Origin of the sequence: Rhodovulum sp. YNF3179, from assembly GCF_050586465.1 — a bacterium.
Taxonomy (GTDB): domain Bacteria; phylum Pseudomonadota; class Alphaproteobacteria; order Rhodobacterales; family Rhodobacteraceae; genus CAJXYS01.
Genome location: NZ_JBOCEG010000002.1, coordinates 368,565 through 394,122 on the forward strand (window position 1 = coordinate 368,565; position 25,558 = coordinate 394,122).

The window sequence follows — 25,558 nt, forward strand, 5'->3', positions numbered from 1 at the left end:
CCTTTCCCAGCCCCCCGGAGCCGATGCAGATCCTCGACCGGATATCGCTGACCGTGGCGCTGGTGATGGCGCTGACGCTCGGGCTGGCACCCTTCACGCCGGAGCCGCATGTCTGGGAAAAGCTCAAGATGCTGGCCGCGGGCAACTTGTCCCGCCCCATCGATATCTTCGATCTCGCGCTCCATGGCGTGCCGTGGCTCTTGCTGGCGGCCAAGCTGCTGCGCCTCGTCAGCCTGAAAGCGCGGTCTCGATCCTGATCCTGCCCTCCAGGGTCCGGTGCACCGGGCAGCGGTCCGCGATCTCCAGCAGCTTGCGGCGCTGGTCTTCGGAGAGCGCGCCTTCGAGCCGGATGAGCCGCGAGAAAACGTCGATCTTCTCGGCGCTCTTCTCGTTGCAATCGCCGCAGTCCTGCGCGTGCACCTTGTCATGGGTGACGTCGACGCTGACATGGTCGAGCGGCCAGCCCTTGCGCCGCGCGTAGAGCCGGATCGTCATCGAGGTGCAGGCGCCGAGCCCGGCGGCCAGGAACTGGTAGGGGGTGAGCCCCCGGTTCGTGCCCCCGTAGCTTTCCGGCTCGTCGGCCTGCAGGTGGTGGTTCGGCCCGGCCTGGATGTCCTGTAGGAACCCGTCGGGATCGGCTTCCGACACCCGCGTGACGCCCTCGGGCGCGCCCGGGGGCGGGGCCGGGGCCCTGAGGTCGAGATACCGGCGCGACCAGGCCGCGATGACCTCGGCGGCATACTCGGCATCCGCGCCGCGCCGGATCAGGTGATCGGCGTCGTCCAGCGTCACGAAACTCTTGGGATGCCGGGCGGCCTTGAAGATCTCGGTCGCGTTGTCGATGCCCACGACCGCGTCGCGCGGGCCGTGCAGGATCAGCAGCGCGCGTTTCAGCCCGGCGATGGCGGGGCCGAGCGATTCGGCCTTCACGTCCTCGACGAAGTCGCGCCCGATCGTGATGGCCCGCCCGCCGAGCTCGACCTCGGCGCGGCCGTCGGCGGCGATCCGGTCCAGCGCGTCGTCGAAATTATGCATGACATGCCCCGGGTCGTAGGGGGCGGCGATGGTGGCGACGGCCCTGGCGCTGTCGATCCGGCCCGCCGCCTTCAGCACCGCCGCGCCGCCCAGCGAATGCCCGATCAGCAGCGCGGGCGCCATGTCACGCCCGGACAGCGCCTCGGCCGCGCAGACGAGGTCCGCGACATTCGAGGTGAAGGTCGTGTTGGCGAATTCCCCCTCCGAATGGCCCAGCCCGGTGAAGTCGAACCGCAGCACGGCGATCCCCATCGCCGCCAGCCGGCCGGAAATGCGCTTGGCGGCCGGGATGTCCTTCGAGCAGGTGAAGCAATGCGCGAAGAGCGCCGTCGCGAGCTGTGGCCCGTCCGGCAGGTCCAGCCGGGCGGCCAGCGTCGCGCCCGAATGGCCGGTGAAGGTGAATTTTTCCGTGGGCATGAAGGCTCCTCTCCGCGGGACTGGCCCGAGAATGGGCGCGGTGCGCGTGATCCGCAACCGCCGCGCGCGCCGGCCCACGCCAAGGTGACCGGGCGTGAGACCCTAGAAGACGCCCATCAACCGCGGGTCGAAGGGATAGCTCGACAGGTTCTCGAAGCCGGTTTCGGTGATCAGCACCTGGTCCTCGAGCTTGATCGAGAAATCGCCGCCCTCGGGGCTGACCAGCGCCTCGGCGCAGAGCACCATGCCGGGTTCGAGCGCGTGGTCCCAGGCGCCCTCGACCCAATGGTCGGGATAGCTGACGAGGGGCCATTCGTCGCACAGGCCCACGCCGTGGAACTTGCAGGAATATTTCTGCGCCCAGTAGGCGTCGCCCAGCCGGTGGCCGCCGTGAACCAGCTCGGCGATGGTGACGCCGGGCCGCAGCAGCGCCATGTTTTCCGTGATGTGATCATGGGCGTGGCGCATCGCGTCGATCATGTCGCGGCGCGGCTTGCGGTCGCCCACCCACCAGGTGCGCGACATGTCCACGCAGATGCCGTAGGCGCCGATCAGGTCGGTGTCGAAGGCCACGATCTCGTTGTTCCGGATCCTGCGCGGCCCGCATTCCTGGAACCATGGGTTGGTTCGCGGCCCCGAGGTCAGCAGGCGCGTTTCGATCCATTCGCCGCCCCGGCGGATGTTCTCGGCGTGGAGCACGGCCCAGACGTCGTCCTCGGTCAGGCCCGGCTCGCAGGCGGCTTCCATCCCGGCCATCGCCATCTCGCAGGCATTGACGGCGCAGCGCATCGCCCGGATCTCGTCGGGGCCTTTCACGGCGCGGGATCTTTCGGTGACTTCCTCGCCGTCCATGATCTCGAAACCCGCCGCTTCCAGCGCCCGCAGGCCACGGGCCAGGATCTTGTCGACGGCAAGCCGGGTCTCGCCCGGGGCATGGGCCGCCATCACCTCGGCGACCTGCCCGGCGAAGTCGTGCGCCGCGGCCTGGCCGGCATCGCCGGTGGCGAAGTAGAACATCGACGCACCGGACCGGACCTCGCGCACGAGCGGCGCGTGATCGGCCAGGAAAGGCGCGTTCTTGTAGTCCCAGAGCACCATGTAGCCATCCGCGCAGAGCAGGCAGGCGCGGAACGGGTTGTGGGTGTTCCAGAGCTGCATGTTGGTGGTGTCGGTGGCGTAGCGTATGTTGAGCGGGTCGAACATCAGCAGCCCGCCGTAGCCGCGCTCGACGATGTGCCGCGTCAGCCGCCGCCAGCGAAAGGCACGCATCTCGGCCAGGTCCGGCAGCTCCAGGCCGGCGGCTTCCCATTCCGCGAAGGCCAGCGGCGTGGGACCGATCTCGACCCGGTCGGCATCGTTGGGCGTGCCGTCGCCCAGTTCCGCGCCGCGGCCGGGGTCGATCTTGCGGGTGTCGCGGAAATGCTCGTTCATGGCCGCCGTCCTCCTGCGGCCATGCTGCGCCCGGCCGGGGCCGCTTGCCATTCAGTTTTCGGCCTGCAAATGTCGCATTCGCGCGATTGTCGAGGGAACAATGCCCGTCATCTGCCAGGACAGCCTGCCCGTCGCGGCCTGGATGGCGCCGGCCACCCGCCGGCTGCCGGGGATCCAGCCGCTGGACCCGGCGGCCTGGCTCCAGCTTGATGAGCGCTACGCCGCGCAGATGGGCTACCGCGACCGCCTGATCGCGGAGGTCCCCGCCACCGTGCATGCCCTGGCGCCCGCCGCGCGGCCCGCGGCCGGGGAACTGCTCGACCGGGTGCTGGCCGAGCTGGCCCGGCTGCCCGGTTTCGAGCGCCGCACCGGCGCGCTGCGCCGCCCCGACGGCGTCACGGTTCCGATCGACCGGACCCGCCCGCTGATCACGGCGGGCCGGCTCGTGCAGGAAGATCTCTGCCTGGTGGAGAAGCGCGACGGCGCCCATGTGCTGACCGGGGCGGTGCTCTGCTTTCCGGCGAGCTGGTCGCTCGAGGAAAAGTTCCTGCGCCCGCTCGACCGGATTCACCGGCCGGTCGCGGCCTACACGCCCGACCTGGCGCGCCGGGTGGACCGGCTCTTCGACGCCATCCGTCCCGAGCAGCCGCTCTGGCGTGCCAACGCGCTGCTCTATGCCGATCCCGAGCTGCACCAGCCGCGCCGAGAGACCGACCCCCGTCCCGCGCCGCCCGGGGGCAAGGCGCGCTATCTCCGGGCGGAACGCCAGTGCCTGCTGCGCCTGCCGGAGACTCGCGCGGTGGTCTTCTCGATCCACAGCTACGTGGTGCCGCTCGCGCGGCTGACCGCGGCGCAGCGGGCTGGTCTCGCGGCGCACCCGGTCACGGCCGCCTGAGCCACGGCTTCATCGTTCCGGAAATATCCCCGCCGGAGGCTGCGCGGCCCAGCGGGCCGCGCGTGCAGAGGCGTGGCGCGCATCCGCGCGCCGCAATGGGAAAGGGGCCCCGCGGGGCCCCTTTCCGATCCTTGTGTCGCCGTCGCGCGGGTCGCGCTCAGCAGCTGTAGTACATCTGGAACTCGACCGGGTGCGGCGTGTGTTCGAAGGCGTAGACCTCTTCCCACTTCAGCTCGAGGTAGCCGTCGATCTGGTCCTTGGTGAAGACGTCGCCGGCCAGCAGGAACTCGTGGTCGTTTTCCAGCGCGTTCAGCGCCTCGCGCAGGCTCGAGCAGACGGTCGGAATGCCTTCCAGCTCTTCCGGCGGCAGGTCGTAGAGGTTCTTGTCCATCGCGTCGCCGGGATCGATCTTGTTCTTGATCCCGTCGAGCCCGGCCATCAGCAGCGCCGAGAAGCACAGGTAGGGGTTCGCCGACGGGTCCGGGAAGCGGGCCTCGACGCGCTTGGCCTTCGGGCTTTCCGTCCACGGGATCCGCACGCAGCCCGAGCGGTTGCGGGCCGAGTAGGCGCGCAGCACCGGGGCTTCGAAGCCCGGGATTAGGCGCTTGTAGGAGTTGGTCGACGGGTTGGTGAAGGCGTTCAGCGTCTTGGCGTGCTTCAGGATGCCGCCGATGAAGTAGAGCGCCTCCTGGCTCAGATCGGCGTATTTGTCGCCGGCGAAGAGCGGCTTGCCGTCCTTCCAGATCGACATGTTGACATGCATGCCGGTGCCGTTGTCGCCGTAGATCGGCTTCGGCATGAAGGTGGCCGATTTGCCGTAGGCATGGGCCACGTTGTGGATCACGTACTTGTATTTCTGCAGCTGGTCGCCCTGGTCGGTGAGCGAGCTGAAGATCAGGCCCAGCTCGTGCTGGCAGGAGGCCACCTCGTGGTGATGCTTGTCGACCTTCATGCCGAGGCGCTTCATGGTCGAGAGCATCTCGGAGCGGATGTCCTGGCCGGCGTCGATCGGGTTCACCGGGAAGTAGCCGCCCTTGACACCCGGACGGTGGCCCATGTTGCCCATCTCGTACTCGGTGTCGGTGTTCCAGGACGCGTCGATCGCGTCAATCTCGTAGGAGACCTTGTTGATCTCGTTGGAGAAGCGGACGTCGTCGAACAGGAAGAACTCGGCCTCGGGGCCGAAATAGGCGACGTCGCCGATACCGCTGGACTTCAGGTAGGCCTCGGCCTTCTCGGCGGTGCCGCGCGGGTCGCGGTGATAGGGCTCGCCGGTGTCGGGTTCGACGACCGTGCAGTGCAGGCAGAGCGTCTTCTCGGCGTAGAACGGATCGATATAGGCCGAGTCCGGCGCCGGCAGCAGTTTCATGTCGGAGGCCTCGATCGACTTCCAGCCCGCGATCGACGAGCCGTCGAACATGAAACCCTCTTCCAGGAAGTCCTCGTCGACCTGGTCGGCCATGACGGTGACGTGCTGGAGCTTGCCCCGCGGGTCGGTGAAGCGGATGTCGACGTATTCGACCTCCTCGTCCTTGATCATCTTCAGAACGTCAGCATTGCTCATGTGACCTCTTCCCTCTTTCAGTGGTATTCGGTTCGTTTCTGGATCTGTGTGGCTCAGAGCGCCTCTTCACCGGTTTCGCCGGTGCGGATGCGGATGGTGTGCTCGACGGGCGAGACGAAGATCTTTCCGTCGCCGATCTTGCCGGTCTTCGCGGCCTCGACGATGGCGTCGCAGGCGGTTTCGACCTGGTCGTCGGACAGCACCACCTCGATCTTCACCTTGGGCAGGAAGTCCACGACGTATTCCGCGCCGCGATAGAGCTCGGTGTGGCCCTTCTGGCGGCCGAAGCCCTTGACCTCGGTCACCGAGAGCCCCTGGATACCGACGTCCTGAAGCGCTTCCTTCACCTCGTCGAGCTTGAACGGCTTGATGATCGCCTCGATCTTCTTCATCGGTCCGGGCTCCTTGCGCTGTGGTCTCAGGGGTCTCAGCACTTTCACCGCCCCCCCGCAATCGGCTAGGCTTGCCGCGCCGGGGCGGCGAAGGTGAATTTCGGCGTCCTGCTTAATTTTTGTGCAAATCGCATGATGTGCGGGCAGTTTTTGAAATCATGACCGAAATCCTGACATCGGCCCAGATGAAGGCCGTCGAAACCGCCGCCATCGAAAGCGGCCGGGTCAGCGGGCTGGAGCTGATGGAGCGGGCCGGCCGCGGCGCCGTCGAGGCGGCGCTCGCGCACTGGCCGGAGTGCCGGGCGGGGCAGGGGCACCGCGCCGTCGTCCTGGCGGGGCCGGGAAACAATGGCGGCGACGGGTTCGTCATCGCGCGGCTCTTGGCGGGGCGGGGCTGGTCGGTGGCGCTCTACCTCTTCGGCGACCCGGATCGCCTGCCGCCGGACGCGGCCGCGAACCGCCGCCGCTGGGAGGCCGAGGCCGGCGGCACCGTCCAGCCGCTGGAGGCGGCCGGGGGCGCCGCCTTCGCCGGCGGCCCGCTGGTCGTGGATGCGCTCTTCGGCACCGGGCTGGCGCGGCCCGTGCCGGGCCTCGTCGCGCAGGTGCTGGGGCGCGCCGCCGACTGCCCGATCCTCGCCGTGGACATCCTGAGCGGCGCGGACGCCGATGGCGGGCCGCTGCGCGTCCCCGGGGCGTTCCCGCCGGTGCGGGCGGGGCTGACCGTCGCCTTCGAACGCGCCAAGATCGGCCATCACAGCGGCCCCGGCGCCGAGCGCAGCGCGGCGCTGGCCGTCGTCCCGATCGGCCTCGATGCGGATGTGCGGGCCTGGGCCGCGGACCGACCGGCAGAGGTCTGCCGCCTGGTCGATCGCGACGCGCTGCCGCTGGAGCGGCTCGCCAAGGGATCGGCGGCGCACAAATACGGCCATGGCCATGCGGTGATCCTGTCGGGCGGTCCGGGGCGGGGCGGCGCCGCGCGCATGGCCGCGCGCGCTGCGCTGCGGGCCGGCGCGGGGCTGGTCACGCTGGCCTGCCCGCCGGCCGCGCTGCAGGAAAACGCCGCCCGGCTGGACGCGGTGATGCTGCACCCGCTGCGCGACGCCGCGGGGCTGGCGGCGCTGCTCGGCGACCGCCGCTTCAACGCGCTGGGGCTTGGCCCGGCGCTGGGCCTCGACGACGGGGCACGCGGCCGCGTCCTGGCGGCGCTGGGCGCGGGGCGGGGCACCGTGCTCGATGCCGATGCGCTGACCGGGTTTTCCGACGCGCCCGAGACGCTTTTCGGGGCGCTCCACGATCGCTGTCTGCTGACCCCGCATGCCGGCGAGTTCGCCCGGCTTTTCCCCGATATCGTGGCGCGGGTCTCGGAGTCGCCGGTCGACGGGGCGGCCTTTTCCCGGGTCGACGCGGTGCGCGCCGCGGCGGCGCGGGCGGGGGCCACGGTGCTGCTGAAAGGGGCCGACACGGTCGTCGCCGCGCCCGACGGGCGCGCGGCGCTGCATTCGGCGCGCTACGCGCAAGCCGCACCCTGGCTTGCCACGGCGGGGGCGGGCGACGTTCTGACCGGGATCGCGGCGGGCCTCATGGCGCGGGGCTTCGACCCGCTGGAGGCCGGGACGACCGCGGCCTGGCTCCACGCGGCGGCGGCGCGTCATGTCGGCGCCGGCCTGATCGCCGAGGATCTGCCCGAGGCGCTGCCGGCCGTCTTCCGCGGTCTCGGGCTCTGACCAGGCGCGCGGCAGGCGGCGTGCCCGGCCCGGCGGTGCGGGCGCTTTTTCCTCTCGCATCCCGCACGGGCCTTTGCTAAAGGGAGGCGGATTTCAGGAGGCGGCTTCCGGCGGGGGGCTGCCTTCGAGGTTTTGCGGGTGTGGCGGAACTGGTAGACGCACCAGATTTAGGTTCTGGCGCCGCGAGGCGTGGGGGTTCAAGTCCCTCCACCCGCACCACGGATGAATGAAGGACGAGGACGACATGCAGGTCACCGAGACCCAGAACGAAGGTCTGAAGCGGGCATACAAGCTGATGCTGACGGCCCAGGAGCTTGACGACAAGGTCAATGCCAAGCTGGCCGAGGCCCAGCCCGAGGTTCAGATGAAGGGCTTTCGCAAGGGCAAGGTGCCGCTGGCGCTGCTGAAGAAGCAGTTCGGCCAGCAGGTGCTGGGCGAGGCGATGCAGGAAGCCGTCGACGGCGCGATGAACAAGCATTTCGAGGACACTGGCGACCGCCCGGCCATGCAGCCCGAGGTCAAGATGACCAACGAGGACTGGAAGGAAGGCGACGACGTCGAGGTGGAGCTGTCCTACGAGAAGCTGCCCGAGATTCCCGAGGTCGAGCTGAAGGGCATCTCGCTCGAGCGGATGGTCGTCCAGGTGGACGACGCCGACGTGGACGATGCGCTGAAGAATCTTGCCGAGAGCGCGCAGGATTTCGACGACCGGCGCAAGGGCTCCAAGGCCAAGGACGGCGACCAGGTCGTGATCGACTTCGTCGGCAAGGTCGACGGCGAGGCCTTCGAGGGCGGCGCGGCCGAGGACTACCCGCTGGTGCTGGGCTCGAACTCCTTCATCCCGGGGTTCGAGGAACAGCTCGTCGGCGTGAAGGCCGGCGAGGAGCTGGAGGTCAAGGTCACCTTCCCCGAGGAATACGGGGCCGAGCACCTGGCCGGCAAGGACGCGGTCTTCGAGACCACGGTCAAGGCCGTCAAGGCGCCCAAGGCCGCCGAGATCGACGACGAGCTTGCCAAGCGTTACGGCGAGGAGAGCCTCGACGCGCTGAAGGAGAAGATCCGCGAGCGCCTGTCGGCCGAATACCAGCAGGCCGCGCGCCAGGTCACCAAGCGCAAGCTGCTCGACAAGCTGGACGAGATCGTCGATTTCGACCTGCCGCCGACCCTGGTCGAGACCGAGGCCAAGCAGATCGCCCACCAGCTCTGGCACGAGGAAAACCCCGAGGTGCAGGGCCATGATCACGGCGAGATCGAGCCGACCGAGGAGCACCAGAAGCTGGCCGAGCGGCGGGTGCGGCTGGGTCTCCTGCTGGCCGAGCTGGGCAACCAGAACGAGATCGAGGTCACCGACCAGGAAATGACCCAGGCGATCCTGACCGAGGCGCGGAAATACCCCGGCCAGGAACAGCAGTTCTTCCAGTTCGTCCAGCAGAACCAGCAGATGCAGCAGCAGATGCGCGCGCCGATCTTCGAGGACAAGGTCGTCGACTACATCCTCGAGCTGGCCGAGGTGACCGACAAGGAGGTCTCCAAGGAGGATCTGCAAAAGGCCGTCGACTCGCTCGACGACGACTGATCCCGCCGCCGGCGCCCCGGGCGCCGGGCGACATGACGGGGCCCCGCGGCACGCGCCGCGGGGCCCTTTCCATGCCGGGATGGCGCCGCCGCACGGCGGCTTCGCGCCGTGTCAACCCGGATGACCTAGACCCGGCGCGGTCGTGACGATTTTCGACATGCGGGCGGCGCGGCTCCTTGAAGTCCCCCCCGAGGCCAACTACACCTTTAGCCCCAAGGGCCGGACAACAGCGACAGGCAGGCACGAGATGCAAGATCCGATCGACACCTACATGAACACCCTCGTCCCGATGGTGGTCGAACAGACCTCCCGCGGCGAGCGCGCCTACGACATCTTCTCGCGCCTCCTGAAGGAGCGGATCATCTTCGTTTCCGGGCCGGTGCATGACGGCATGTCGACCCTGATCGTGGCGCAGCTGCTGTATCTCGAGGCCGAGAATCCGTCCAAGGAAATCTCGATGTACATCAACAGCCCCGGCGGGGTGGTGACCTCGGGGCTGTCGATCTACGACACGATGCAGTACATCAAGCCGAAGGTCTCGACCCTGGTGGTGGGGCAGGCGGCCTCGATGGGCTCGCTGCTGCTGGCCGCGGGGGCGCCGGGCATGCGCTTCGCGCTGCCGAACGCGCGGATCATGGTGCACCAGCCGTCCGGCGGCTTCCAGGGCCAGGCGACCGACATCTCGATCCACGCCAAGGAAATCCTCGAGCTGCGCGACCGCCTGAACCGGATTTACGTCCATCACACCGGTCAGAAGATCAAGGCGGTGGAACAGGCGCTCGAGCGCGACAATTTCATGACCGCCGAAGCGGCCAGGGACTGGGGCATCGTCGACGATATCGTCGAGAACCGCGGCACGCCGGGGGAAAGCTGATCCCCCCGGTCCGCGCGAAAACGCCCCCGGGGCGGCGATCAAAAGGGCATTGTCCCTGTCGGATGGCTGTCCTAAGCTTGAATACGAGCACGGCCGCGACGCGGAACACACGCTTGCCCGGCGGACCGGGCGAACCGATCTGAGGTAACTGATGGCGAATAACAGCGGCAGCGACTCGAAGAACACGCTCTACTGCTCGTTCTGCGGGAAGAGCCAGCACGAGGTGCGCAAGCTCATCGCCGGGCCGACCGTTTTCATCTGCGATGAATGCGTCGAGCTCTGCATGGACATCATCCGGGAAGAGACCAAGTCGACCGGGCTGAAGTCCACCGAGGGGGTGCCGTCGCCCAAGGATATCTGCGAGGTTCTGGACGACTACGTGATCGGCCAGGCCCATGCCAAGCGGGTGCTGTCGGTTGCCGTGCACAACCACTACAAGCGCCTGAACCACGCCTCGAAATCCGCCGATATCGAGCTGTCGAAGTCGAACATCATGCTGATCGGCCCGACGGGCTGCGGCAAGACGCTGCTGGCGCAGACGCTGGCGCGGATCCTCGACGTGCCCTTCACTATGGCCGACGCCACCACGCTGACCGAGGCCGGCTATGTCGGCGAGGACGTGGAAAACATCATCCTCAAGCTGTTGCAGGCCAGCGAGTACAACGTCGAGCGTGCGCAGCGCGGCATCGTCTATATCGACGAGGTCGACAAGATCACGCGCAAGTCCGACAACCCCTCGATCACCCGTGACGTGTCGGGCGAGGGCGTGCAGCAGGCGCTTCTGAAGATCATGGAAGGCACGGTCGCCAGCGTGCCGCCGCAGGGCGGGCGCAAGCATCCGCAGCAGGAATTCCTGCAGGTGGACACGACGAACATCCTCTTCATCTGTGGCGGCGCCTTCGCGGGGCTCGACAAGATCATCGCGCAGCGCGGCAAAGGCTCGGCGATCGGCTTCGGCGCCGACGTCAAGGACGAGGAAGCGCGGCAGGTCGGCGAAACGCTGTCGGATCTCGAACCCGAGGATCTGCTGAAATTCGGCCTGATCCCGGAATTCGTCGGCCGCCTGCCGGTGATCGCGACGCTGACCGACCTGGACGCGGAGGCGCTGGTCACGATCCTCACCCAGCCCAAGAACGCGCTGGTCAAGCAGTACCAGCGGCTCTTCGAGCTCGAGAGCGTGGCGCTGACCTTCACCGAGGATGCGCTGAAGGCCATCGCGCAGCGCGCGATCGAGCGCAAGACCGGCGCCCGCGGGCTGCGGTCGATCATGGAGGATATCCTGCTCGACACGATGTACGACCTGCCGAGCCTCGACGACGTCGAGGAGGTGGTCGTCAACGAGGAGGCCGTCACCTCCGAGGCCAAGCCGCTCTTCATCTATACCGAGCAGAAGAAAGAGGGCACCAGCGCGGGCTGAGCCGTTTCTGCACGGGTTCACGGGGCGGCGCGCGGATGCGGGCCGCCCCTTTTTCTTTCGCGGCCCGGCAAGGCCCCGCGCACGCGGGGTTCCCACTGGACCTTGCGCCGCACATGGTCCATATCGGGGCTACGGAATCTTGGAGAGGCCGATGGGTATCCTGAAGACACTCCTGCGCGCGGTGACCTGGTGGAACGGGCAGACGCTCAACACCCAGCTCTATACCTGGCGCAAGGGCAAGCTGGTCGGCGAGGACGAGCAGGGCAACGCGTTCTACGAGACACGCGACGGCAAGCGGCGCTGGGTGATCTATAACGGCGAGGCCGAGGCGAGCCGCGTCTCGCCGGACTGGCATGGCTGGTTGCATTTCACCTGGGACGAGCCGCCCAGCAAGACCCCGCTGCCGCACAAGTCGTGGGAAAAGCCCCACCAGGAAAACCTGACCGGCACGCCGGCGGCCTACGCGCCGGCCGGGTCGCTGCGCACCGCCGACCCGGTGGAGCGCAGCGATTACGAGGCCTGGCAGCCGGAGTGACGGCAGCCCATGTCCGAGAACACCACTGAAACCATCATCGGCGCGCTCGTGATCGCGCTCGCGGCAGGCTTCCTTTTCTTCGCGACCGAGGCCACGGGGATCGCGCCGAAGAAGGACAGCTACGAACTGACCGCGAGTTTCCGGTCGGCCGACGGCATCTCCGTCGGGACCGAGGTGCGGCTCGCCGGCGTCAAGATCGGCACGGTCACCCGCCTCGAGCTGAACCCGCGCACCTTCCGCGCCGAGGCGGCCGTCTCGATCCCCAACGCGGTGGAGATTCCCGAGGACAGCGCGATCCTGGTCAGCCAGGACGGGCTTCTTGGCGGAAACTACATCGAGATCCTGCCGGGCGGCGCCCCCTTCAACCTGGAGCCGGGCACCGAGATCGAGGATACGCAGGGCTCGGTGAGCCTGATATCGCTCATGATGAAGCTCGTCTCGGGCGACCAGGAGCAATGATCGCCCCGGCGGCCCTGATCGCGCTCGCGCTGGGCGTCGGCGGGGCCGAGGCCCAGCAGCCCCCCGATGTCAGCACCGCCCCCGAGGGCGCGCTGCTGCGCGGTCTGGACCGCGTCTCCGGCGCGCTGACCGACATCGAGATCGCGCCGGGCGAAACGGTGCGCTACCGCGACCTCGCGATCACGCTCGGCGAATGCCGCTACCCGTCGGAATCGCCGGCCAGCGACGCTTTCGCCTTCCTGACGATAGACGAGGACGGGCTGGACGCGCCGCGCTTCGAGGGCTGGATGATCGCCTCCTCGCCGGCGCTGATGGCGCTGGACCACCCGCGCTACGACGTCTGGGTGATCAGCTGCAGAACCTCCTCCGGGGAGACCTCCGCCGACTGAGCGCGGAAATCCGCCCCGCGCGACAGCGCCTCCGCCAGCCGGCGGTGATAGGCGGCGCGGCTGATCTCGATCGCGCCGAGCCGTTCCAGATGCGCCGTGGTGAACTGCGTGTCGAACAGCGTGAAGCCGCCGGCCCTGAGCTGCGCCACGAGATAGGCCAGCGCGATCTTCGAGGCATCGCTGCGCCGAGAGAACATGCTTTCGCCGAAGAAGGCCGCGCCAAGCGCCACGCCGTAGACCCCGCCGACCAGTTGTCCGCCCTCCCAGGCCTCGACGGAATGGGCGCGCCCCATCGCGTGCAGCCGGACGTAGAGCGCGAAGATCTCGTCGTTGATCCAGGTCTCCGGGCGGTCGGCGCAGCCCCGCAACACGCCCTCGAAATCGCTGTCCACGCGGATCTCGAAAGGGCGCTGGCGGATGCGGCGGCGCAAGCTGCGCGAGACGTGGAAGCCGTCAAGCGGCAGGATGCCCCGGCGGCGCGGATCGACCCAGAAGACCTCGGGGTCGTCGCGCCCCTCGGCCATCGGGAAGATCCCGGCGGCATAGGCCTTGAGCAGCAGTTCCGGCGTGATGGCCTGGCTCATCGGGACCGCCGCCTCCGTATCGGGCCGGGGACCGGGGCGCGGGACGCGCACGCCGCCGCCCGCGCGGTATCCGCCAGGGTCAGCCGCCCAGGTTCGTCTCGAGCCATTTCTCGAGCCAGTGGATGTTGTAGTCGCCCTTCTGGATATCGGGCTCCTCCACCAGCGCGTGGAACAGGGGCACGGTCGTGTCGACCCCGTCCACGATCAGTTCGCCAAGCGCGCGCTTGAGCCGCGCCAGCGCCTCTTCGCGGTCGAAGCCGCTGACGATCAGCTTGCCGATCAGGCTGTCGTAATAGGGCGGGATCGCGTAGCCGGAATAGAGCGCCGAATCCATCCGGACGCCGAGCCCGCCCGGTGCGTGGAAGGTCGTGACCTTGCCGGGGCAGGGCGAGAAATTCGGCAGTTTCTCGGCGTTGATCCGCACCTCGATGGCATGGCCCTGCAGGCTCAGGTCGTCCTGGGTGAAATGCATCGGCTGGCCGGCCGCGACGCGGATCTGTTCGCGCACGAGGTCGACGCCGTAGACGGCCTCGGTCACCGGGTGTTCGACCTGGAGCCGGGTGTTCATCTCGATGAAGAAGAACGCGCCGTCCTCGTAGAGAAACTCGATCGTGCCGGCGCCGGCGTAGCCGATCTCGGCGATGGCATCGGCGCAGGTCTTGCCGATCCGCGCGCGTGTCTCGGCGTCGATGGCGGGGCCGGGGGCCTCTTCGAAGACCTTCTGGTGGCGACGCTGCAGCGAGCAGTCGCGTTCGCCCAGATGCACGGCGTTGCCCTTGCCGTCGCCGAAGACCTGGATCTCGATATGCCGGGGCCGGGCGAGGTATTTCTCGATATAGACCTCGTCGTTCCCGAAAGCGGCCTTGGCCTCGGATCGCGCGGTCTGGAAGGCGTGGGTCAGCTCATCGCGCGAGCGGGCGAGCTTCATGCCCCGTCCGCCGCCGCCCGCCGTGGCCTTGACGATGACCGGGTAGCCGATCTCGTCGCCCAGCTTCAGGGCCTCTTCGACATCCGCCACGCCGCCCTCGGAGCCCGGCACGCAGGGCACGCCGAGACGCTTCATCGTCTCCTTGGCGGTGATCTTGTCGCCCATGATGCGGATATGTTCCGCCCGGGGACCGATGAAGGTCAGGCCGTGATCCTCGACCACCTGCACGAAATTGGCGTTCTCCGACAGGAAGCCGTAGCCGGGGTGGATCGCCTCGGCGCCGGTGATCTCGCAGGCGGAGATGATGGCGGGGATCGAGAGATAGCTCTGCGCGCTGGACGCGGGGCCGATGCAGACGCTCTCGTCGGCCATGAGCACGTGCATCGCGTCCGCGTCGGCGGTGGAGTGCACCGCGACAGAGCGGATGCCCATCTCGCGGCAGGCGCGGATCACACGCAGGGCGATCTCGCCCCGGTTGGCGATCAGGACCTTCGAGAACATGCGCGCCTCACTCCACGATCATCAGGGGGGCGCCGAATTCCACCGGCGTGCCATCCTCGACGAGGATGCGCTTCACCGTCCCGCCGCGCGGCGCGGGGATGTGGTTCATCGTCTTCATCGCCTCGACGATCAGCAGGGTCTGACCCTCGTCGACGCTGTCTCCGACCTTGACGAAGGCCGGCGTGCCTGGCTCGGGCTGCAGGTAGACCGTGCCCACCATCGGCGAAGTCACCGCGCCCGGATGCTGCGCGGGATCCTCCGCCGCGCCCGCGGACGGCGCGGCCGGCGGCTCGGCCCCGGGCGCGGCCGGGGCCGCGGGGGCGGCGGGGGCCGGCATCGGCGCGGGGGCGCTGACCTGCACGGTCTGCCCCTGGCGCGCCACGCGCACGTTCAGGCTGTCGTCCTCGCCGTAGTCCCGGTGGACCTCGAGCTCGGTCAGGTCGTTTTCGCGCAGCAATTCGGCCAGCGCCTGGATGAAGGCGACGTCCGAGTCATGGGACTTCTTGGTCATGGAATCCTCGATCGTTCTTGCGAGCCTGTCTGGCGCAGGCTTTTCCCGGGTCGCCCACGCTTATACGCAAGGCGGCCCGGGGTGAAAAGCATAGACGGAAAAAATCGGCCCGCGGATCATTCGGCGGCCGCGGCGTCGCGGACCCGGTCGACCATCATCGTCATCTGTTCGAGCGGGACGTAGCCGCGCAGCATCTGGTCCTCGAGCACGAAGGTCGGCGTCCCGGTGATCTGGAGCCGCTGGGCCAGCGCGCGGTTTTCCTCAATGATCTCGGTGATCTCGGGGCTGTCCATCCGGTCGATGATCGCATCGGCGTCGAGATCGAGCTGCTCGGCGAGCCGGGTCAGGGAATTCTCGGTGATCCGGCCGTTGAAGGTCATCAGCGCGTCATGGACGCGGTAATAGGCCTCGTCGCCGGCGACCATCTTGGTGGCGATGGCCATGCGCGAGGCGGCGACCGACTCTTCGCCGAGGATGGGGAATTCCTTGACGATGAAGCGGATATCGCCGTCGGTATCGACCAGGGACATCACCTCGTCATAGGCCCGGCGGCAATAGCCGCAGCGGTAATCCAGGAACTCGACCAGGGCGATGTCGCCGTCCGGATTGCCGCCGACCCAGCTGTGGCCATCGGCGAAGATCGCCTCCGCGTTGGTCGCGATCAGGCTGGCGTCGCTGGCCTGCTGCTGTTCCGCCTGGCGCTGTTCGAGCCGGTCGATGGCCTCGAGCAGAACCTCGGGATTCTCGAGCAGATAGGCGCGGACCTCGGCCCGGAACGCGTCGCGCTCGGCGGCGTTCAGGTCGGTCATGTCGGTGCTCTGCGCCAGGGCGGGCAGCGGCAGCGCGGCCAGGGCCAGCGCGGTGAGAAGGCGTTTCATCGGCGTCTCGTCCTTTGCGGTCTTGGGCTCAGCCGGTCCTAGCATATCCGGACCCGCGCGCCAGCCCGGGAAAGGCGGGCGCTGGCGCGAAAGTGATCGGCGCCGGCCCCGTCCGGGGACCGGCGCCGTCATGGCATACCGGGATCAGCGCCCGAGCGCCCACCAGCCGCGCCGTTTCGGCTTTGGCTTCTCGTCGGGCGTGGTCTCGGCGGTCTCGGCCATTTCCGGCGTCTTTTCAGGCGCGGTGGCCGGGGCCTCGGCCACTGCCGGTTCAGCCTCCGGCGCGGGGGCCGGTTGCGGTTCCGGCGCCGCCGACGATGGCTGCGCGGGCTCTGCCGGCGCCGCCGTCTCGGGGGGCGTCGGCTCCGCGGCCGCCTCGGCCGCCTCGGGTGCCGGTTCGGGCTTCTTGCGGCGGGCTGGCGCGCGCTTGCGCTTGGGCTTGGCCTCGGCGTCTTCGGCCGTGGCCTCCGCAGCCTCCGTGCCGGCCTCGGCGGGCGCGGCCTCGTCGGCCTTCGGCTTCTTGCGCGCGCGGCTGCGCCGCGGCTTGGGCGCTTCGGCCGTCTCGGCCTCCGGCGTGGCCTCGGCAGGGGGGGCGTCCGTTTCCTCGGCCGCGGCCGGAACCGCCGCCGCGCCTTCGGCCGGGCTCTCGCCCTCGGCGGCCTGGTCGGTGCTCTGGTCGGCGGGCTTCTGGGCCTCGCCGTTGCCGTTGCCACCGCCCTTGCCGCGACGCCTGCGGCGGCGGCGTTTCTTCTTGGGCTGGCCGTCGCCCGGCTCGCCCTCGGGCCGCGGGGCCGGGGCCGGGGCCTCGGCGGCCTCCACCGTCTCGTCCGGCTCGATGGGGTCGGCCTCGGGCAGGGGCGAATCGACCGACACCACGGGCGAGGGCACCTCGGCCACAGGCCGCGAGGCGGTCTTGAACCGTTCGATCGTGTGGTCGGGGCTGACCAGCGCGGGGTCGGCCTCGATCCGCACGGAAAGCGCGTAGCGGGCCTCGATCATGGCGATATGGGCGCGCTTCTGGTTCATCAGGAAATTGGCGATGCCGACCGGTGCCTTGACCAGCACCTCGCCGGCACGCTTGCGCACGCCCTCTTCCTCGAGCTGGCGCAGGATCGAGAGCGCCATGCTCTCGTCGTTGCGGATCAGCCCGGTGCCGTGGCAGTGCGGGCAGGGCGCAGTTGTCGCCTCGATCATGCCGGGGCGCAGCCGCTGGCGGCTCATCTCCATCAGGCCGAAGCCCGAGATGCGGCCGACCTGGATGCGGGCGCGGTCGGTCTTGAGCTTGTCCTTCATGCGCTTCTCGACGGCGGCGTTGTTCTTCTTCTCGTCCATGTCGATGAAGTCGATGACGATCAGGCCGGCGAGATCGCGCAGCCGCAGCTGGCGCGCCACTTCCTCGGCGGCTTCGAGGTTGGTCTTGAGCGCCGTCTCCTCGATCGAGCCTTCCTTGGTCGCCTTGCCGGAGTTCACGTCGATGGCGACCAGCGCCTCGGTGACCCCGATCACGATGTAGCCCCCGGACCGCAGCTGCACCGTCGGGTTGAACATCGAGGACAGGTAGCTTTCCACCTGGTAGCGCGCGAAGAGCGGCAGCGGGTCGGTGTAATGCTTCACGTTCTTGGCATGGGACGGCATGAGCATTTTCATGAAGTCCTTGGCCAGGCGGTAGCCTTCCTCGCCCTCGACGAAGATCTCGTCGATCTCGCGGTTGTAGAGATCGCGGATCGACCGCTTGATGAGGTTGCCCTCCTCGTAGATCGGGGCGGGCGCGACGGATTTCAGCGTCAGCTCGCGGATCTGTTCCCAAAGCCGCTGCAGGTATTCGTAGTCGCGCTTGATCTCGGCCTTGGTGCGCTTGGCGCCCGCGGTGCGGACGATCAGCCCGGCGCCCTGCGGCACGTCGATCTCGGTGGCGATGGCCTTCAGCCGCTTGCGGTCGACCGCGTTGGTGATCTTGCGGCTGATCCCGCCGCCGCGGGCGGTGTTCGGCATCAGCACGCAGTAACGCCCGGCCAGGCTGAGATAGGTGGTCAGCGCGGCGCCCTTGTTGCCGCGTTCCTCCTTGACGACCTGCACCAGCAGGATCTGGCGGACCTTGATGACCTCCTGGATCTTGTAGCGGCGCGAGCGCGGCTTGCGCGGGCGGCGGATTTCCTCTTCCACGTCCTCGCTGGCGACCGACTCGATCTGGGTGTCACGGGTCGCGGCGTCCGGGGGCGCGCTGTCCTCGGCGGCGTCGGGCTCCGGGTCCGCATCGGTGGTGGCATCGCCGGTCTGGCCGGCCTCGGCGTCCGGCGCCGTCTCGGTCGCGGTGGCCTCCGGGGCGGTGTCGGCGGGTGACTCCGGCGCATCAGACGGGGGCTCGGAAGCGGCGTCCTGCCCGAAGCCCTCGATCGGGGCCGCGGCGGTGTCTTCCCCGGTCTCGAGATCGACCACGCCCATGCCCGGGATGTCCCCGGCGGGCTTGCTGGCGACCGGATCGCCGTCCGTCGCCGTCTTCTCGGCGACGCTGTCGGGGGCCTTGCGCCGCCGGCCGCCGCGCGACTTGCGCGACCGCGACGGTTTTTCCCTGGTTTCTTCCTCCGCCTGCTGGCGGACGTATTCCTGCTCTTCCTCGAGCAGGGCCTGCCGGTCGGCCACCGGGATCTGGTAGTAGTCCGGGTGGATCTCGGAGAATGCCAGGAACCCGTGCCGGTTGCCGCCGTAATCGACGAAGGCCGCCTGCAGCGAGGGCTCGACCCGGGTTACTTTCGCAAGATAGATGTTTCCGGCGAGTTGCCGCTTGTTGACGGACTCGAAGTCGAATTCCTCGACCTTGTTGCCGTCCACCACCACGACGCGGGTCTCTTCCGCGTGGGTGGCGTCGATGAGCATTTTCTTAGCCATGTAATCTCTTCGCATGTCCCTGCGGCCCGGCGCCTTGCGGTGCGGGCGGGAGGAACCTGTCGTGTCTGGGCGATTGGCGACGCCGGGCACGCACGGGGGGCGGCGCTGGCCGGCCCGGTTGCGTATGTCTCTTGCCCGTCGCGTCTCATCGCGTTTCTTCTCCGATGCCGGTGCGGCATCATGCTTGTCTGCGCCCGTCCAGCGGGCGGCGCGTTGGCCTTTCGGCCTGATCGGTCTGTCCGGCGCTGCCTTGGCGTCGCGCGCAATGCATCTACTGAACAGCGAAACCTGTGCGGTGGTGCGTCAAAAATCGGATGGCTGCCACCGTCCGGAGACCATAGCGGGTTTCGCCGGGAAATGACAATGCTGTTTTTCCCCGGGACGCGGGCGTATAAGGCAGGCGAAAAACGGGGCGGATACGGGCATGTTCGGGCAGTTTGGCCAGGCCTTGCGCGCGGCGGTGGCCGCGCTCTTGATGGCGGTTTTGCCGGGGTCCGGCACGGCCGCGGACGAGCTGACGGCCCGTGCGCGGCTGGCGGCGGAGGGCAGCGCGCTGCGCGCCGCGGGCGCGGGCGTCGGGCTGTCGCTGCAGCTGACGCAGGCGGTGCCGTGGCGGGTCTTCACGCTGGATGCGCCGCGGCGGCTGGTGGTCGATCTGCGCCAGACGCGGCTCGACGGGCTGACCCCGGATGCGCTCGGCGCGGCGCCGGGGATCTCCGCGCTCCGGATGGGGGCGTTCCGCGCCGGCTGGTCGCGGCTCGTGCTCGATCTCGACGCGCCGCTCGGCGTGGCGGCGGCGGGCATGACGACCGATCCCGCCGCGGGCAGCGCGCGGATCGACATCCGGCTCGCCCCCGTGCCGGCCGAGGACTTCACCGCCGCGGCGGGCGCGCCGCCCGGGGCGCTCTGGCCGGAGGGACCGGCCCCCGCGCCGCCGCCGAAGCGGCGCCAGACCGGCGACCGGCCCCTCGTCGTCGTGCTCGACCCCGGCCATGGCGGTATCGACCCCGGCGCCCAGTATGGCGGGCACGACGAGGCGGACCTGATGCTGACCTTCGCACGGGAATTGCAGGAAAAGCTCGTTTTGTCGGGGCGTTACGAGGTGATCCTGACCCGGGCCGAGGACGTTTTCGTGCCGCTTCAGGCCCGGGTGAGCCGGGCCCGCGCGGCCGGAGCGGACGTGTTCCTGTCGCTCCATGCCGACGCGCTGCCCGAGGGTCATGCACGCGGCGCCACGATCTATACCCTGTCCGAGACGGCCTCGAACGCGGCTGCGGCCGAACTGGCCGAACGCCACGACCGCGATGACCTGCTGGCAGGGGTCGATCTCGGCGACCAGGGGGACATGGTGGCGGGGGTGCTGATGGACCTTGCCCGGACCGAGACCGTCCCCCGGTCCGAGCGGCTGGCCCAGAGGCTCGTCGAGGGGCTGGGCGCGGCCACGGCCGAGCTGCACAAGCGGCCCTGGCTCAAGGCCGGGTTCTCGGTATTGAAGGCCCCCGAGATTCCCTCGGCGCTGATCGAGGTGGGCTTCATGTCGAGCCCGCGCGACCTCGCGAACCTGACCGATCCCGCCTGGCGCGCGCGCGCGACCGCCGGCATCCTGGCGGGGCTCGACGCCTGGGCGATCGAGGACGCGGCCGAGGCGGAGCTGCTCAGGCGCTGACCCGGCGCCGCGCGTGGCCGGATCCCCGCGCGTGGTCACGGTGTGGCGAGATTCGGCTGAGACGGACGCATGGGCTTTTGACGGGCGTTGCCGGCCTGCCTATATAGGGACCCTGTGCTGCAAAGGGGCAAGCCGTGATCCGGGCCATCCTGTCATTCTTCGGGTTCATCTTCAGCTGGATCACCATCGGTCTGGTGATGGCGGCCTTCACCATCGGGGCCGTGCTCTGGATGTATTCGCGCGACCTGCCGAACCACGAGCAACTGGCGCAATACGCGCCGCCCACCATCAGCCGCATCTATTCCGGCGAGGGCCGGCTGATGGACGAGTTCGCGGAAGAGCGGCGTCTCTTTACCGCCTCCGAGGACATCCCCGAGCTGGTCAAGCACGCCTTCATCTCGGCCGAGGACAAGAATTTCTACATTCACAAGGGCTATGATGCCCGGGGCATGGTCTCGGCGCTGATCGACGCGATCCGCACCCGCGGCGAAACGCTGCGCGGCGCCTCGACGATCACGCAGCAGGTGATGAAGAACTTTCTGCTCTCCGGTGACCGCACGGGCGAGCGCAAGATCAAGGAGATCATCCTCGCCACCCGCCTCGAGGAAACGCTCAGCAAGGAAGAGATCCTCGAGCTCTACCTCAACGAGATCTTCCTGGGGCAGAACTCCTACGGGGTCGCGGCCGCCGCGCAGACCTATTTCAACAAGACCCTCGAAGAGCTGACGCCGGCCGAGGCCGCCTATCTCGCCGCGTTGCCCAAGGCCCCGTCGAACTATCATCCCGTCCGCGAAAAGACGGCGGCGATCGACCGGCGCAACTTCGTGCTGCGCGAGATGTTCGAGAACGGCTACATCGACGAAGCGCGCTACCAGGCGGCGCGGGCCAGCGATCTCGTGACCGTGCAGGGCGGGGCGATCGCCTCCTTCAAGTCGACGCTGCCCCCGCGGGATTATTTCACCGACGAGATCCGCCGCCAGCTCTCGGACCGCTACAGCGAGGACGAATTCTTCGGCGGCGGGCTTGCGATCCGCGCGACGGTCGACCCGGAGTTGCAGACCGTGGCGGCACGCGAGCTCCGGGCGGGGCTGGAGAAATACGATCGCGCTCAGGGCGAATGGCGCGGCCCCCTGGCCCGGATCGACCCGGCGAAGCTGGCCGAGGAACGGCTCTGGCGGGAAGCGCTGCGCGCGGTGGACATGGCGCGCGACATCGCCGGCTGGGCGCCGGCGGTGGTGCTGGACATCGACGGGGCCGAGGCCGTGATCGGCGTCGAGGGAGTCGAGACGCGCCAGGGCGGGCACCGGATCCCGGCCGGCGACGCCGCCTGGATCGGCGGCGCGCGGCACCCGGCCGACGTGCTGGCGGTGGGCGATGTCGTCCATGTGCGCGCCGAGCGCGACGACGCGGGGGAGATCGTCCAGTTCTCGCTGCGCCAGATCCCGGAAATCCAGGGCGGCTTCATGGCGATGGACGTCGAGACGGGCCGCGTTCTGGCGATGCAGGGCGGGTTTTCCTACCAGGACTCGGTCTTCAACCGCGCGACCCAGGCGACCCGGCAGCCCGGCTCCGCCTTCAAGCCGCTGGTTTATGCGGCGGCGCTCGATTCCGGCTACACGCCGGCCACGATCGTGATCGACGCGCCCATCGAGGTCGAGACCGCCGACGGCATCTGGCGGCCGCGCAACGCGAGCCGCAAGTTCTACGGGCCGACGCCGCTGCGCACCGGCATCGAGCGGTCGCGGAACCTGATGACGATCCGGCTGGCCCAGGAAATCGGCATGGAGACCGTCGCGGAATATGCCGAGCGCTTCGGCGTCTACGAGGATTTGCAGCCTTACCTCGCCAATGCGCTGGGCAGCCAGGAGACCACGCTCTTCGACATGGTGGCGGCCTATGCGATGTTCGCCAATGGCGGCGAACGGGTCGAGCCCACGCTGGTCGACCGGGTGCAGGATCGCTGGGGGCGCACCATCTACCGCCACGACAATCGGGACTGCCTCGACTGCCGCAGCCCGCGGCTGAGCCGGGGCGAGCCGCCGACGCTGGTCTCGAACCGGACGCGCGTGATCGACGCGATCACCGCGCACCAGCTGCGCTCGATGATGACGGGGGTCGTCCAGCGCGGCACCGCCGCCGGGCGGGTGAACCTCGGCGTGCCCACGGCGGGCAAGACCGGCACCACCAACGATGCCAAGGACGTCTGGTTCATCGGCTTCACCTCCAACATCGTGGCGGGCTGCTACATGGGCATGGACCGGCCCAAGCCGCTGGGGCGCGGGGCCTTTGGCGGGTCCATGTGCGCACCGGTCTTCAACGCCTTCATGCAGAGGGCGGTGGACCTTTACGGTGGCTCCAGCTTCAAGACGCCGCCGGGCGGGCGCTACGTCAAGATCGACCGCTACACCGGCGAGCGCCTGCCGAACGATGCCAGCGGGCCGAACGTGGTGGCCGAGTATTTCCGCGAGGGCGACGAGCCGCTCTACGGCGTTCTGAACGTCGTGGACGGCGGTTTCGCGATGGGATCCAACCTGCCGATGTTCAATCCCGGCGAAGAGCCCGGCCGCCGCGATGAAGAGGGGCTCGACGGCCTGGCGCGCGACGGCACCGCCGGGGACGGTGGCGCGCAGGGCGGCAACACGACGAGCTTCGGCTCGATGTCGGCGGGCGGACTCTACTGACCGGCGGCCGGGGTTGCCGCGACCCCGGTGCGGGATTACAACCGGCGTCTGACAGATCCTTGCCAGGAGTGGCCCCCCCATGCGTGCCGAGGCGCAGAACACCGTCGAGAAGATCGAGAAATCGCTGGAGCTTCTGAAGCAGCGCGTGGGCTGGGAGACGGCCGGGCACCGCCTGGAAGAATTCAACGCGATGACCGAGGATCCGGAGCTCTGGAACGATCCGGCCCGCGCCCAGAAGCTGATGCGCGACCGCCAGCAGCTCGTCGACGCGATCGACACCGTCAAGGGCATCGCGCAGGATCTCGAGGACAATGTCGAGCTTATCGACATGGGCGAGGCCGAAGGCGACGAGGACGTCATCAAGGAGGCCGAGACGGCGCTGAAGGCGCTGGCCGAGAAGGCGGCGCAGAAAGAGATCGAGGCGCTGCTCGACGGCGAGGCCGACGGCAACGATACCTATCTCGAGATCAACGCCGGCGCCGGCGGCACCGAGAGCTGCGACTGGGCGGCGATGCTGGCGCGGATGTATGTGCGCTGGGCCGAGGCCCATGGCTACAAGGTCGAGCTGCAGGCCGAGAGCGCCGGCGACGAGGCCGGCATCCGCTCGGCCACCTACAAGATCAGCGGCCCGAACGCCTATGGCTGGCTGAAATCCGAATCCGGCGTGCACCGCCTGGTGCGGATCTCGCCCTATGACAGCGCGGCGCGCCGGCATACCTCCTTCAGCTCGGTCTGGGTCTACCCGGTGGTGGACGACAACATCGAGATCGAGGTGAACCCCGCCGATATCCGCGTCGACACCTACCGCAGTTCCGGCGCGGGCGGCCAGCACGTGAACACGACGGACTCGGCGGTGCGGATCACCCACATCCCCACCGGCATCGTCGTCACCAGTTCCGAGAAATCCCAGCACCAGAACCGCGACATCGCCATGAAGGCGCTGAAATCGCGGCTCTACCAGATGGAGCTGGAAAAGCGCACCGCCTCCATCCAGGAGGCGCACGAGGCCAAGGGCGAAGCGGGCTGGGGCAACCAGATCCGCTCTTACGTGCTGCAGCCCTACCAGATGGTGAAGGACCTGCGCACCGGCGTGGAGACCTCGGACACCTCCGGCGTGCTCGACGGCGATCTCGACCGGTTCATGGCCGCGACGCTGGCGCTGGACGTCACCGGCAAGTCCCGCGCCGAGGCCCAGGCGGATGCCTGACCACCCGGCGCGACCCGCCCCGGACCCACGCAAGCAAATGATCGGCAAGGCCCCCGGCGCCTGATCCGGGCGGGCCCGTCTTTGCACGGCCACAGCCCCGGCCCGCGGCAGGGGGCTTGACCGAACCGGGCGGCGGCGAAATCATCCTTCTATACAGAGGGAGGACGACGACATGACCGATACCGCGCCCGCAGCGCCCTCGGCGCCGCCAGAGATCCGCGAGGTCTCCACCGCCGACATCGCCGAGGCGCTGCGGCTGGGATGGCGGGATTTCACCCGCGCGCCGGCCTTCGGGCTGTTCTTCAGCGGCGTCTACGTGCTTGGCGGCATGGCGCTGTTCCTGCTGCTGGTGCCGCCTGGCAACCTGGTCTGGGCGCTGCCGCTGATGGTGGCCTTTCCGCTGATCGCGCCCTTCGCGGCGGTCGGGCTCTACGAGGTCAGCCGCCGGCTCGAAGCCGGGGCCGACCTGCCCTGGGGCGAGGTTCTGGGCGTCGTGCTGCGCGAGAAGAACCGCCAGATCCCGTCCATGTCGACGGTGATCATCTTCATCTTCCTGGTCTGGGTGTTCATCGGCCACATGATCTTCGCGCTGTTCATGGGGCTGCAGGTGATGACGAACGTTTCGACCTCTTTCGAGGTGTTCCTCACCGCCAACGGGCTGAGCATGCTGGCCGTCGGCTCGGCGATCGGCGCCGGCTTCGCCTTCGTGCTGTTCTCGGTCACCGTGGTGTCGCTGCCGATGCTGCTCGACCGCGAACTGGATTTCGTGACGGCGATGATCGCGAGTTTCTCGCTGGTGACGCGGAACTTCCCGGTGATGATGATCTGGGCGGGGCTGATCGTCGCCAGCCTGGCCGTGGGGATGCTGCCCTTCTTCCTGGGGCTGTTCGTCGCGCTGCCGGTGCTGGGGCACGCGACCTGGCATCTCTACCGCCGGGCGGTGACCTTCGCGGACGCGCCGGCCTGAACGGGGGGCAGGCCCGTCGCGCGGCGGCTGTCCGGCCGGGG

At 68.8% G+C, this 25,558-nt stretch carries 22 protein-coding genes and 1 tRNA gene; 14 read left to right on the forward strand and 9 right to left on the reverse strand.

All coding sequences use genetic code 11. The features are described from left to right. Positions 1 to 257 (forward strand): hypothetical protein (locus ACQ5SP_RS04720; RefSeq protein ID WP_430936954.1); only part of this gene is annotated, 257 nt, incomplete at its 5' end. Here the strand turns inward: ACQ5SP_RS04720 and ACQ5SP_RS04725 are convergent. Next, a complete protein-coding gene (locus tag ACQ5SP_RS04725; protein ID WP_430936956.1) occupies positions 229 to 1,452 on the reverse strand; it encodes a bifunctional alpha/beta hydrolase/OsmC family protein in 1,224 nt (407 codons plus the stop codon). The genes ACQ5SP_RS04720 and ACQ5SP_RS04725 overlap by 29 nt on opposite strands. Before the next feature lie 102 nt (positions 1,453 to 1,554). Beyond that, the gene (dddP, locus tag ACQ5SP_RS04730; protein WP_430936958.1) at positions 1,555 to 2,883 is read right to left on the reverse strand and encodes a dimethylsulfonioproprionate lyase DddP; all 1,329 of its coding nucleotides are present in this window, start codon (positions 2,881 to 2,883) and stop codon (positions 1,555 to 1,557) included. Positions 2,884 to 2,983: 100 nt separating this feature from the next. Here dddP and ACQ5SP_RS04735 point away from each other — a divergent pair, with 100 nt between their 5' ends. Next, entirely contained in the window at positions 2,984 to 3,778 is a 795-nt protein-coding gene (locus ACQ5SP_RS04735; protein WP_430936960.1) for a heme-dependent oxidative N-demethylase family protein, read from the forward strand. A 157-nt stretch (positions 3,779 to 3,935) separates the two neighbouring features. Here the strand turns inward: ACQ5SP_RS04735 and glnA are convergent, their stop codons facing one another. Beyond that, positions 3,936 to 5,342 carry a type I glutamate--ammonia ligase gene (gene glnA, locus ACQ5SP_RS04740; RefSeq protein ID WP_430936962.1) on the reverse strand — a complete coding sequence of 469 codons (1,407 nt, stop codon included), beginning with the start codon at positions 5,340 to 5,342 and terminating at the stop codon, positions 3,936 to 3,938. Between the two features lie 53 nt (positions 5,343 to 5,395). Further along, entirely contained in the window at positions 5,396 to 5,734 is a 339-nt protein-coding gene (locus ACQ5SP_RS04745; RefSeq protein ID WP_430936964.1) for a P-II family nitrogen regulator, read from the reverse strand. 158 nt (positions 5,735 to 5,892) lie between these two features. Between ACQ5SP_RS04745 and ACQ5SP_RS04750 the strand changes: the two genes are divergently transcribed. The 8 genes from ACQ5SP_RS04750 to ACQ5SP_RS04785 all read left to right on the forward strand — a co-directional run bounded on the left by ACQ5SP_RS04750 (position 5,893) and on the right by ACQ5SP_RS04785 (position 12,708). Next, complete coding sequence (locus ACQ5SP_RS04750; RefSeq protein ID WP_430936966.1) at positions 5,893 to 7,458, forward strand: NAD(P)H-hydrate dehydratase; 1,566 nt, start codon at positions 5,893 to 5,895, stop codon at positions 7,456 to 7,458. Positions 7,459 to 7,592: 134 nt separating this feature from the next. After that, positions 7,593 to 7,677 (forward strand) — tRNA-Leu (locus ACQ5SP_RS04755). A 25-nt stretch (positions 7,678 to 7,702) separates the two neighbouring features. Then, on the forward strand, positions 7,703 to 9,034 hold the full coding sequence (gene tig, locus ACQ5SP_RS04760; protein ID WP_430937177.1) for a trigger factor: 1,332 nt from the start codon (positions 7,703 to 7,705) through the stop codon (positions 9,032 to 9,034). A gap of 247 nt (positions 9,035 to 9,281) precedes the next feature. Continuing rightward, positions 9,282 to 9,908: an ATP-dependent Clp protease proteolytic subunit gene (locus ACQ5SP_RS04765; protein WP_430936968.1), complete on the forward strand. Its 627-nt coding sequence runs from the start codon at positions 9,282 to 9,284 to the stop codon at positions 9,906 to 9,908. Between the two features lie 151 nt (positions 9,909 to 10,059). Beyond that, a complete protein-coding gene (gene clpX, locus ACQ5SP_RS04770; protein WP_430936970.1) occupies positions 10,060 to 11,325 on the forward strand; it encodes an ATP-dependent Clp protease ATP-binding subunit ClpX in 1,266 nt (421 codons plus the stop codon). A gap of 151 nt (positions 11,326 to 11,476) precedes the next feature. Next, positions 11,477 to 11,860 carry an NADH:ubiquinone oxidoreductase subunit NDUFA12 gene (locus ACQ5SP_RS04775; RefSeq protein ID WP_430936972.1) on the forward strand — a complete coding sequence of 128 codons (384 nt, stop codon included), beginning with the start codon at positions 11,477 to 11,479 and terminating at the stop codon, positions 11,858 to 11,860. Between the two features lie 9 nt (positions 11,861 to 11,869). Further along, positions 11,870 to 12,319, forward strand: a complete 450-nt coding sequence (gene mlaD, locus ACQ5SP_RS04780; protein ID WP_430936974.1) for an outer membrane lipid asymmetry maintenance protein MlaD — start codon at positions 11,870 to 11,872, stop codon at positions 12,317 to 12,319. Continuing rightward, on the forward strand, positions 12,316 to 12,708 hold the full coding sequence (locus ACQ5SP_RS04785) for a DUF2155 domain-containing protein (RefSeq protein WP_430936976.1): 393 nt from the start codon (positions 12,316 to 12,318) through the stop codon (positions 12,706 to 12,708). The genes mlaD and ACQ5SP_RS04785 overlap by 4 nt, the downstream gene beginning before the upstream one ends. On the opposite strand, the gene aat is transcribed toward ACQ5SP_RS04785, so the two are convergent. The 5 genes from aat to ACQ5SP_RS04810 form a co-directional block, all read right to left on the reverse strand. After that, on the reverse strand, positions 12,651 to 13,292 hold the full coding sequence (gene aat / locus ACQ5SP_RS04790; protein WP_430936978.1) for a leucyl/phenylalanyl-tRNA--protein transferase: 642 nt from the start codon (positions 13,290 to 13,292) through the stop codon (positions 12,651 to 12,653). The two genes, ACQ5SP_RS04785 and aat, sit on opposite strands and share 58 nt — an antisense overlap. Before the next feature lie 79 nt (positions 13,293 to 13,371). Continuing rightward, complete coding sequence (gene accC / locus ACQ5SP_RS04795) at positions 13,372 to 14,721, reverse strand: acetyl-CoA carboxylase biotin carboxylase subunit (protein ID WP_430936980.1); 1,350 nt, start codon at positions 14,719 to 14,721, stop codon at positions 13,372 to 13,374. 7 nt (positions 14,722 to 14,728) lie between these two features. Next, positions 14,729 to 15,232 (reverse strand): acetyl-CoA carboxylase biotin carboxyl carrier protein, encoded by a 504-nt coding sequence (gene accB, locus ACQ5SP_RS04800; protein ID WP_430936982.1) that lies wholly within the window; start codon positions 15,230 to 15,232, stop codon positions 14,729 to 14,731. 116 nt (positions 15,233 to 15,348) lie between these two features. Further along, positions 15,349 to 16,110 carry a DsbA family protein gene (locus tag ACQ5SP_RS04805; protein ID WP_430936984.1) on the reverse strand — a complete coding sequence of 254 codons (762 nt, stop codon included), beginning with the start codon at positions 16,108 to 16,110 and terminating at the stop codon, positions 15,349 to 15,351. Positions 16,111 to 16,254: 144 nt separating this feature from the next. Next, the gene (locus tag ACQ5SP_RS04810) at positions 16,255 to 18,996 is read right to left on the reverse strand and encodes an Rne/Rng family ribonuclease (RefSeq protein WP_430936986.1); all 2,742 of its coding nucleotides are present in this window, start codon (positions 18,994 to 18,996) and stop codon (positions 16,255 to 16,257) included. 424 nt (positions 18,997 to 19,420) lie between these two features. Here ACQ5SP_RS04810 and ACQ5SP_RS04815 point away from each other — a divergent pair, with 424 nt between their 5' ends. The 4 genes from ACQ5SP_RS04815 (at position 19,421) to ACQ5SP_RS04830 (ending at position 25,517) form a co-directional block, all read left to right on the forward strand. Further along, on the forward strand, positions 19,421 to 20,662 hold the full coding sequence (locus ACQ5SP_RS04815) for an N-acetylmuramoyl-L-alanine amidase (RefSeq protein WP_430936988.1): 1,242 nt from the start codon (positions 19,421 to 19,423) through the stop codon (positions 20,660 to 20,662). A 134-nt stretch (positions 20,663 to 20,796) separates the two neighbouring features. Beyond that, complete coding sequence (locus ACQ5SP_RS04820) at positions 20,797 to 23,343, forward strand: penicillin-binding protein 1A (RefSeq protein WP_430936990.1); 2,547 nt, start codon at positions 20,797 to 20,799, stop codon at positions 23,341 to 23,343. A gap of 79 nt (positions 23,344 to 23,422) precedes the next feature. After that, positions 23,423 to 24,550, forward strand: a complete 1,128-nt coding sequence (prfB, locus tag ACQ5SP_RS04825; RefSeq protein WP_430936992.1) for a peptide chain release factor 2 — start codon at positions 23,423 to 23,425, stop codon at positions 24,548 to 24,550. Between the two features lie 172 nt (positions 24,551 to 24,722). Beyond that, entirely contained in the window at positions 24,723 to 25,517 is a 795-nt protein-coding gene (locus ACQ5SP_RS04830; RefSeq protein ID WP_430936994.1) for a DUF2189 domain-containing protein, read from the forward strand. The last annotated feature ends 41 nt before the right edge of the window (positions 25,518 to 25,558 follow it).

Bases quoted from the DNA above. Each gene is read 5' to 3' on its own strand.
- ACQ5SP_RS04725 (WP_430936956.1), bottom strand. From the start codon at position 1,452: ATGCCCACGGAAAAATTCACCTTCACCGGCCATTCGGGCGCGACGCTG.
- dddP (WP_430936958.1), bottom strand. From the start codon at position 2,883: ATGAACGAGCATTTCCGCGACACCCGCAAGATCGACCCCGGCCGCGGC.
- ACQ5SP_RS04735 (WP_430936960.1), top strand. From the start codon at position 2,984: ATGCCCGTCATCTGCCAGGACAGCCTGCCCGTCGCGGCCTGGATGGCG.
- glnA (WP_430936962.1), bottom strand. From the start codon at position 5,342: ATGAGCAATGCTGACGTTCTGAAGATGATCAAGGACGAGGAGGTCGAA.
- ACQ5SP_RS04745 (WP_430936964.1), bottom strand. From the start codon at position 5,734: ATGAAGAAGATCGAGGCGATCATCAAGCCGTTCAAGCTCGACGAGGTG.
- ACQ5SP_RS04750 (WP_430936966.1), top strand. From the start codon at position 5,893: ATGACCGAAATCCTGACATCGGCCCAGATGAAGGCCGTCGAAACCGCC.
- tig (WP_430937177.1), top strand. From the start codon at position 7,703: ATGCAGGTCACCGAGACCCAGAACGAAGGTCTGAAGCGGGCATACAAG.
- ACQ5SP_RS04765 (WP_430936968.1), top strand. From the start codon at position 9,282: ATGCAAGATCCGATCGACACCTACATGAACACCCTCGTCCCGATGGTG.
- clpX (WP_430936970.1), top strand. From the start codon at position 10,060: ATGGCGAATAACAGCGGCAGCGACTCGAAGAACACGCTCTACTGCTCG.
- ACQ5SP_RS04775 (WP_430936972.1), top strand. From the start codon at position 11,477: ATGGGTATCCTGAAGACACTCCTGCGCGCGGTGACCTGGTGGAACGGG.
- mlaD (WP_430936974.1), top strand. From the start codon at position 11,870: ATGTCCGAGAACACCACTGAAACCATCATCGGCGCGCTCGTGATCGCG.
- ACQ5SP_RS04785 (WP_430936976.1), top strand. From the start codon at position 12,316: ATGATCGCCCCGGCGGCCCTGATCGCGCTCGCGCTGGGCGTCGGCGGG.
- aat (WP_430936978.1), bottom strand. From the start codon at position 13,292: ATGAGCCAGGCCATCACGCCGGAACTGCTGCTCAAGGCCTATGCCGCC.
- accC (WP_430936980.1), bottom strand. From the start codon at position 14,721: ATGTTCTCGAAGGTCCTGATCGCCAACCGGGGCGAGATCGCCCTGCGT.
- accB (WP_430936982.1), bottom strand. From the start codon at position 15,232: ATGACCAAGAAGTCCCATGACTCGGACGTCGCCTTCATCCAGGCGCTG.
- ACQ5SP_RS04805 (WP_430936984.1), bottom strand. From the start codon at position 16,110: ATGAAACGCCTTCTCACCGCGCTGGCCCTGGCCGCGCTGCCGCTGCCC.
- ACQ5SP_RS04810 (WP_430936986.1), bottom strand. From the start codon at position 18,996: ATGGCTAAGAAAATGCTCATCGACGCCACCCACGCGGAAGAGACCCGC.
- ACQ5SP_RS04815 (WP_430936988.1), top strand. From the start codon at position 19,421: ATGTTCGGGCAGTTTGGCCAGGCCTTGCGCGCGGCGGTGGCCGCGCTC.
- prfB (WP_430936992.1), top strand. From the start codon at position 23,423: ATGCGTGCCGAGGCGCAGAACACCGTCGAGAAGATCGAGAAATCGCTG.
- ACQ5SP_RS04830 (WP_430936994.1), top strand. From the start codon at position 24,723: ATGACCGATACCGCGCCCGCAGCGCCCTCGGCGCCGCCAGAGATCCGC.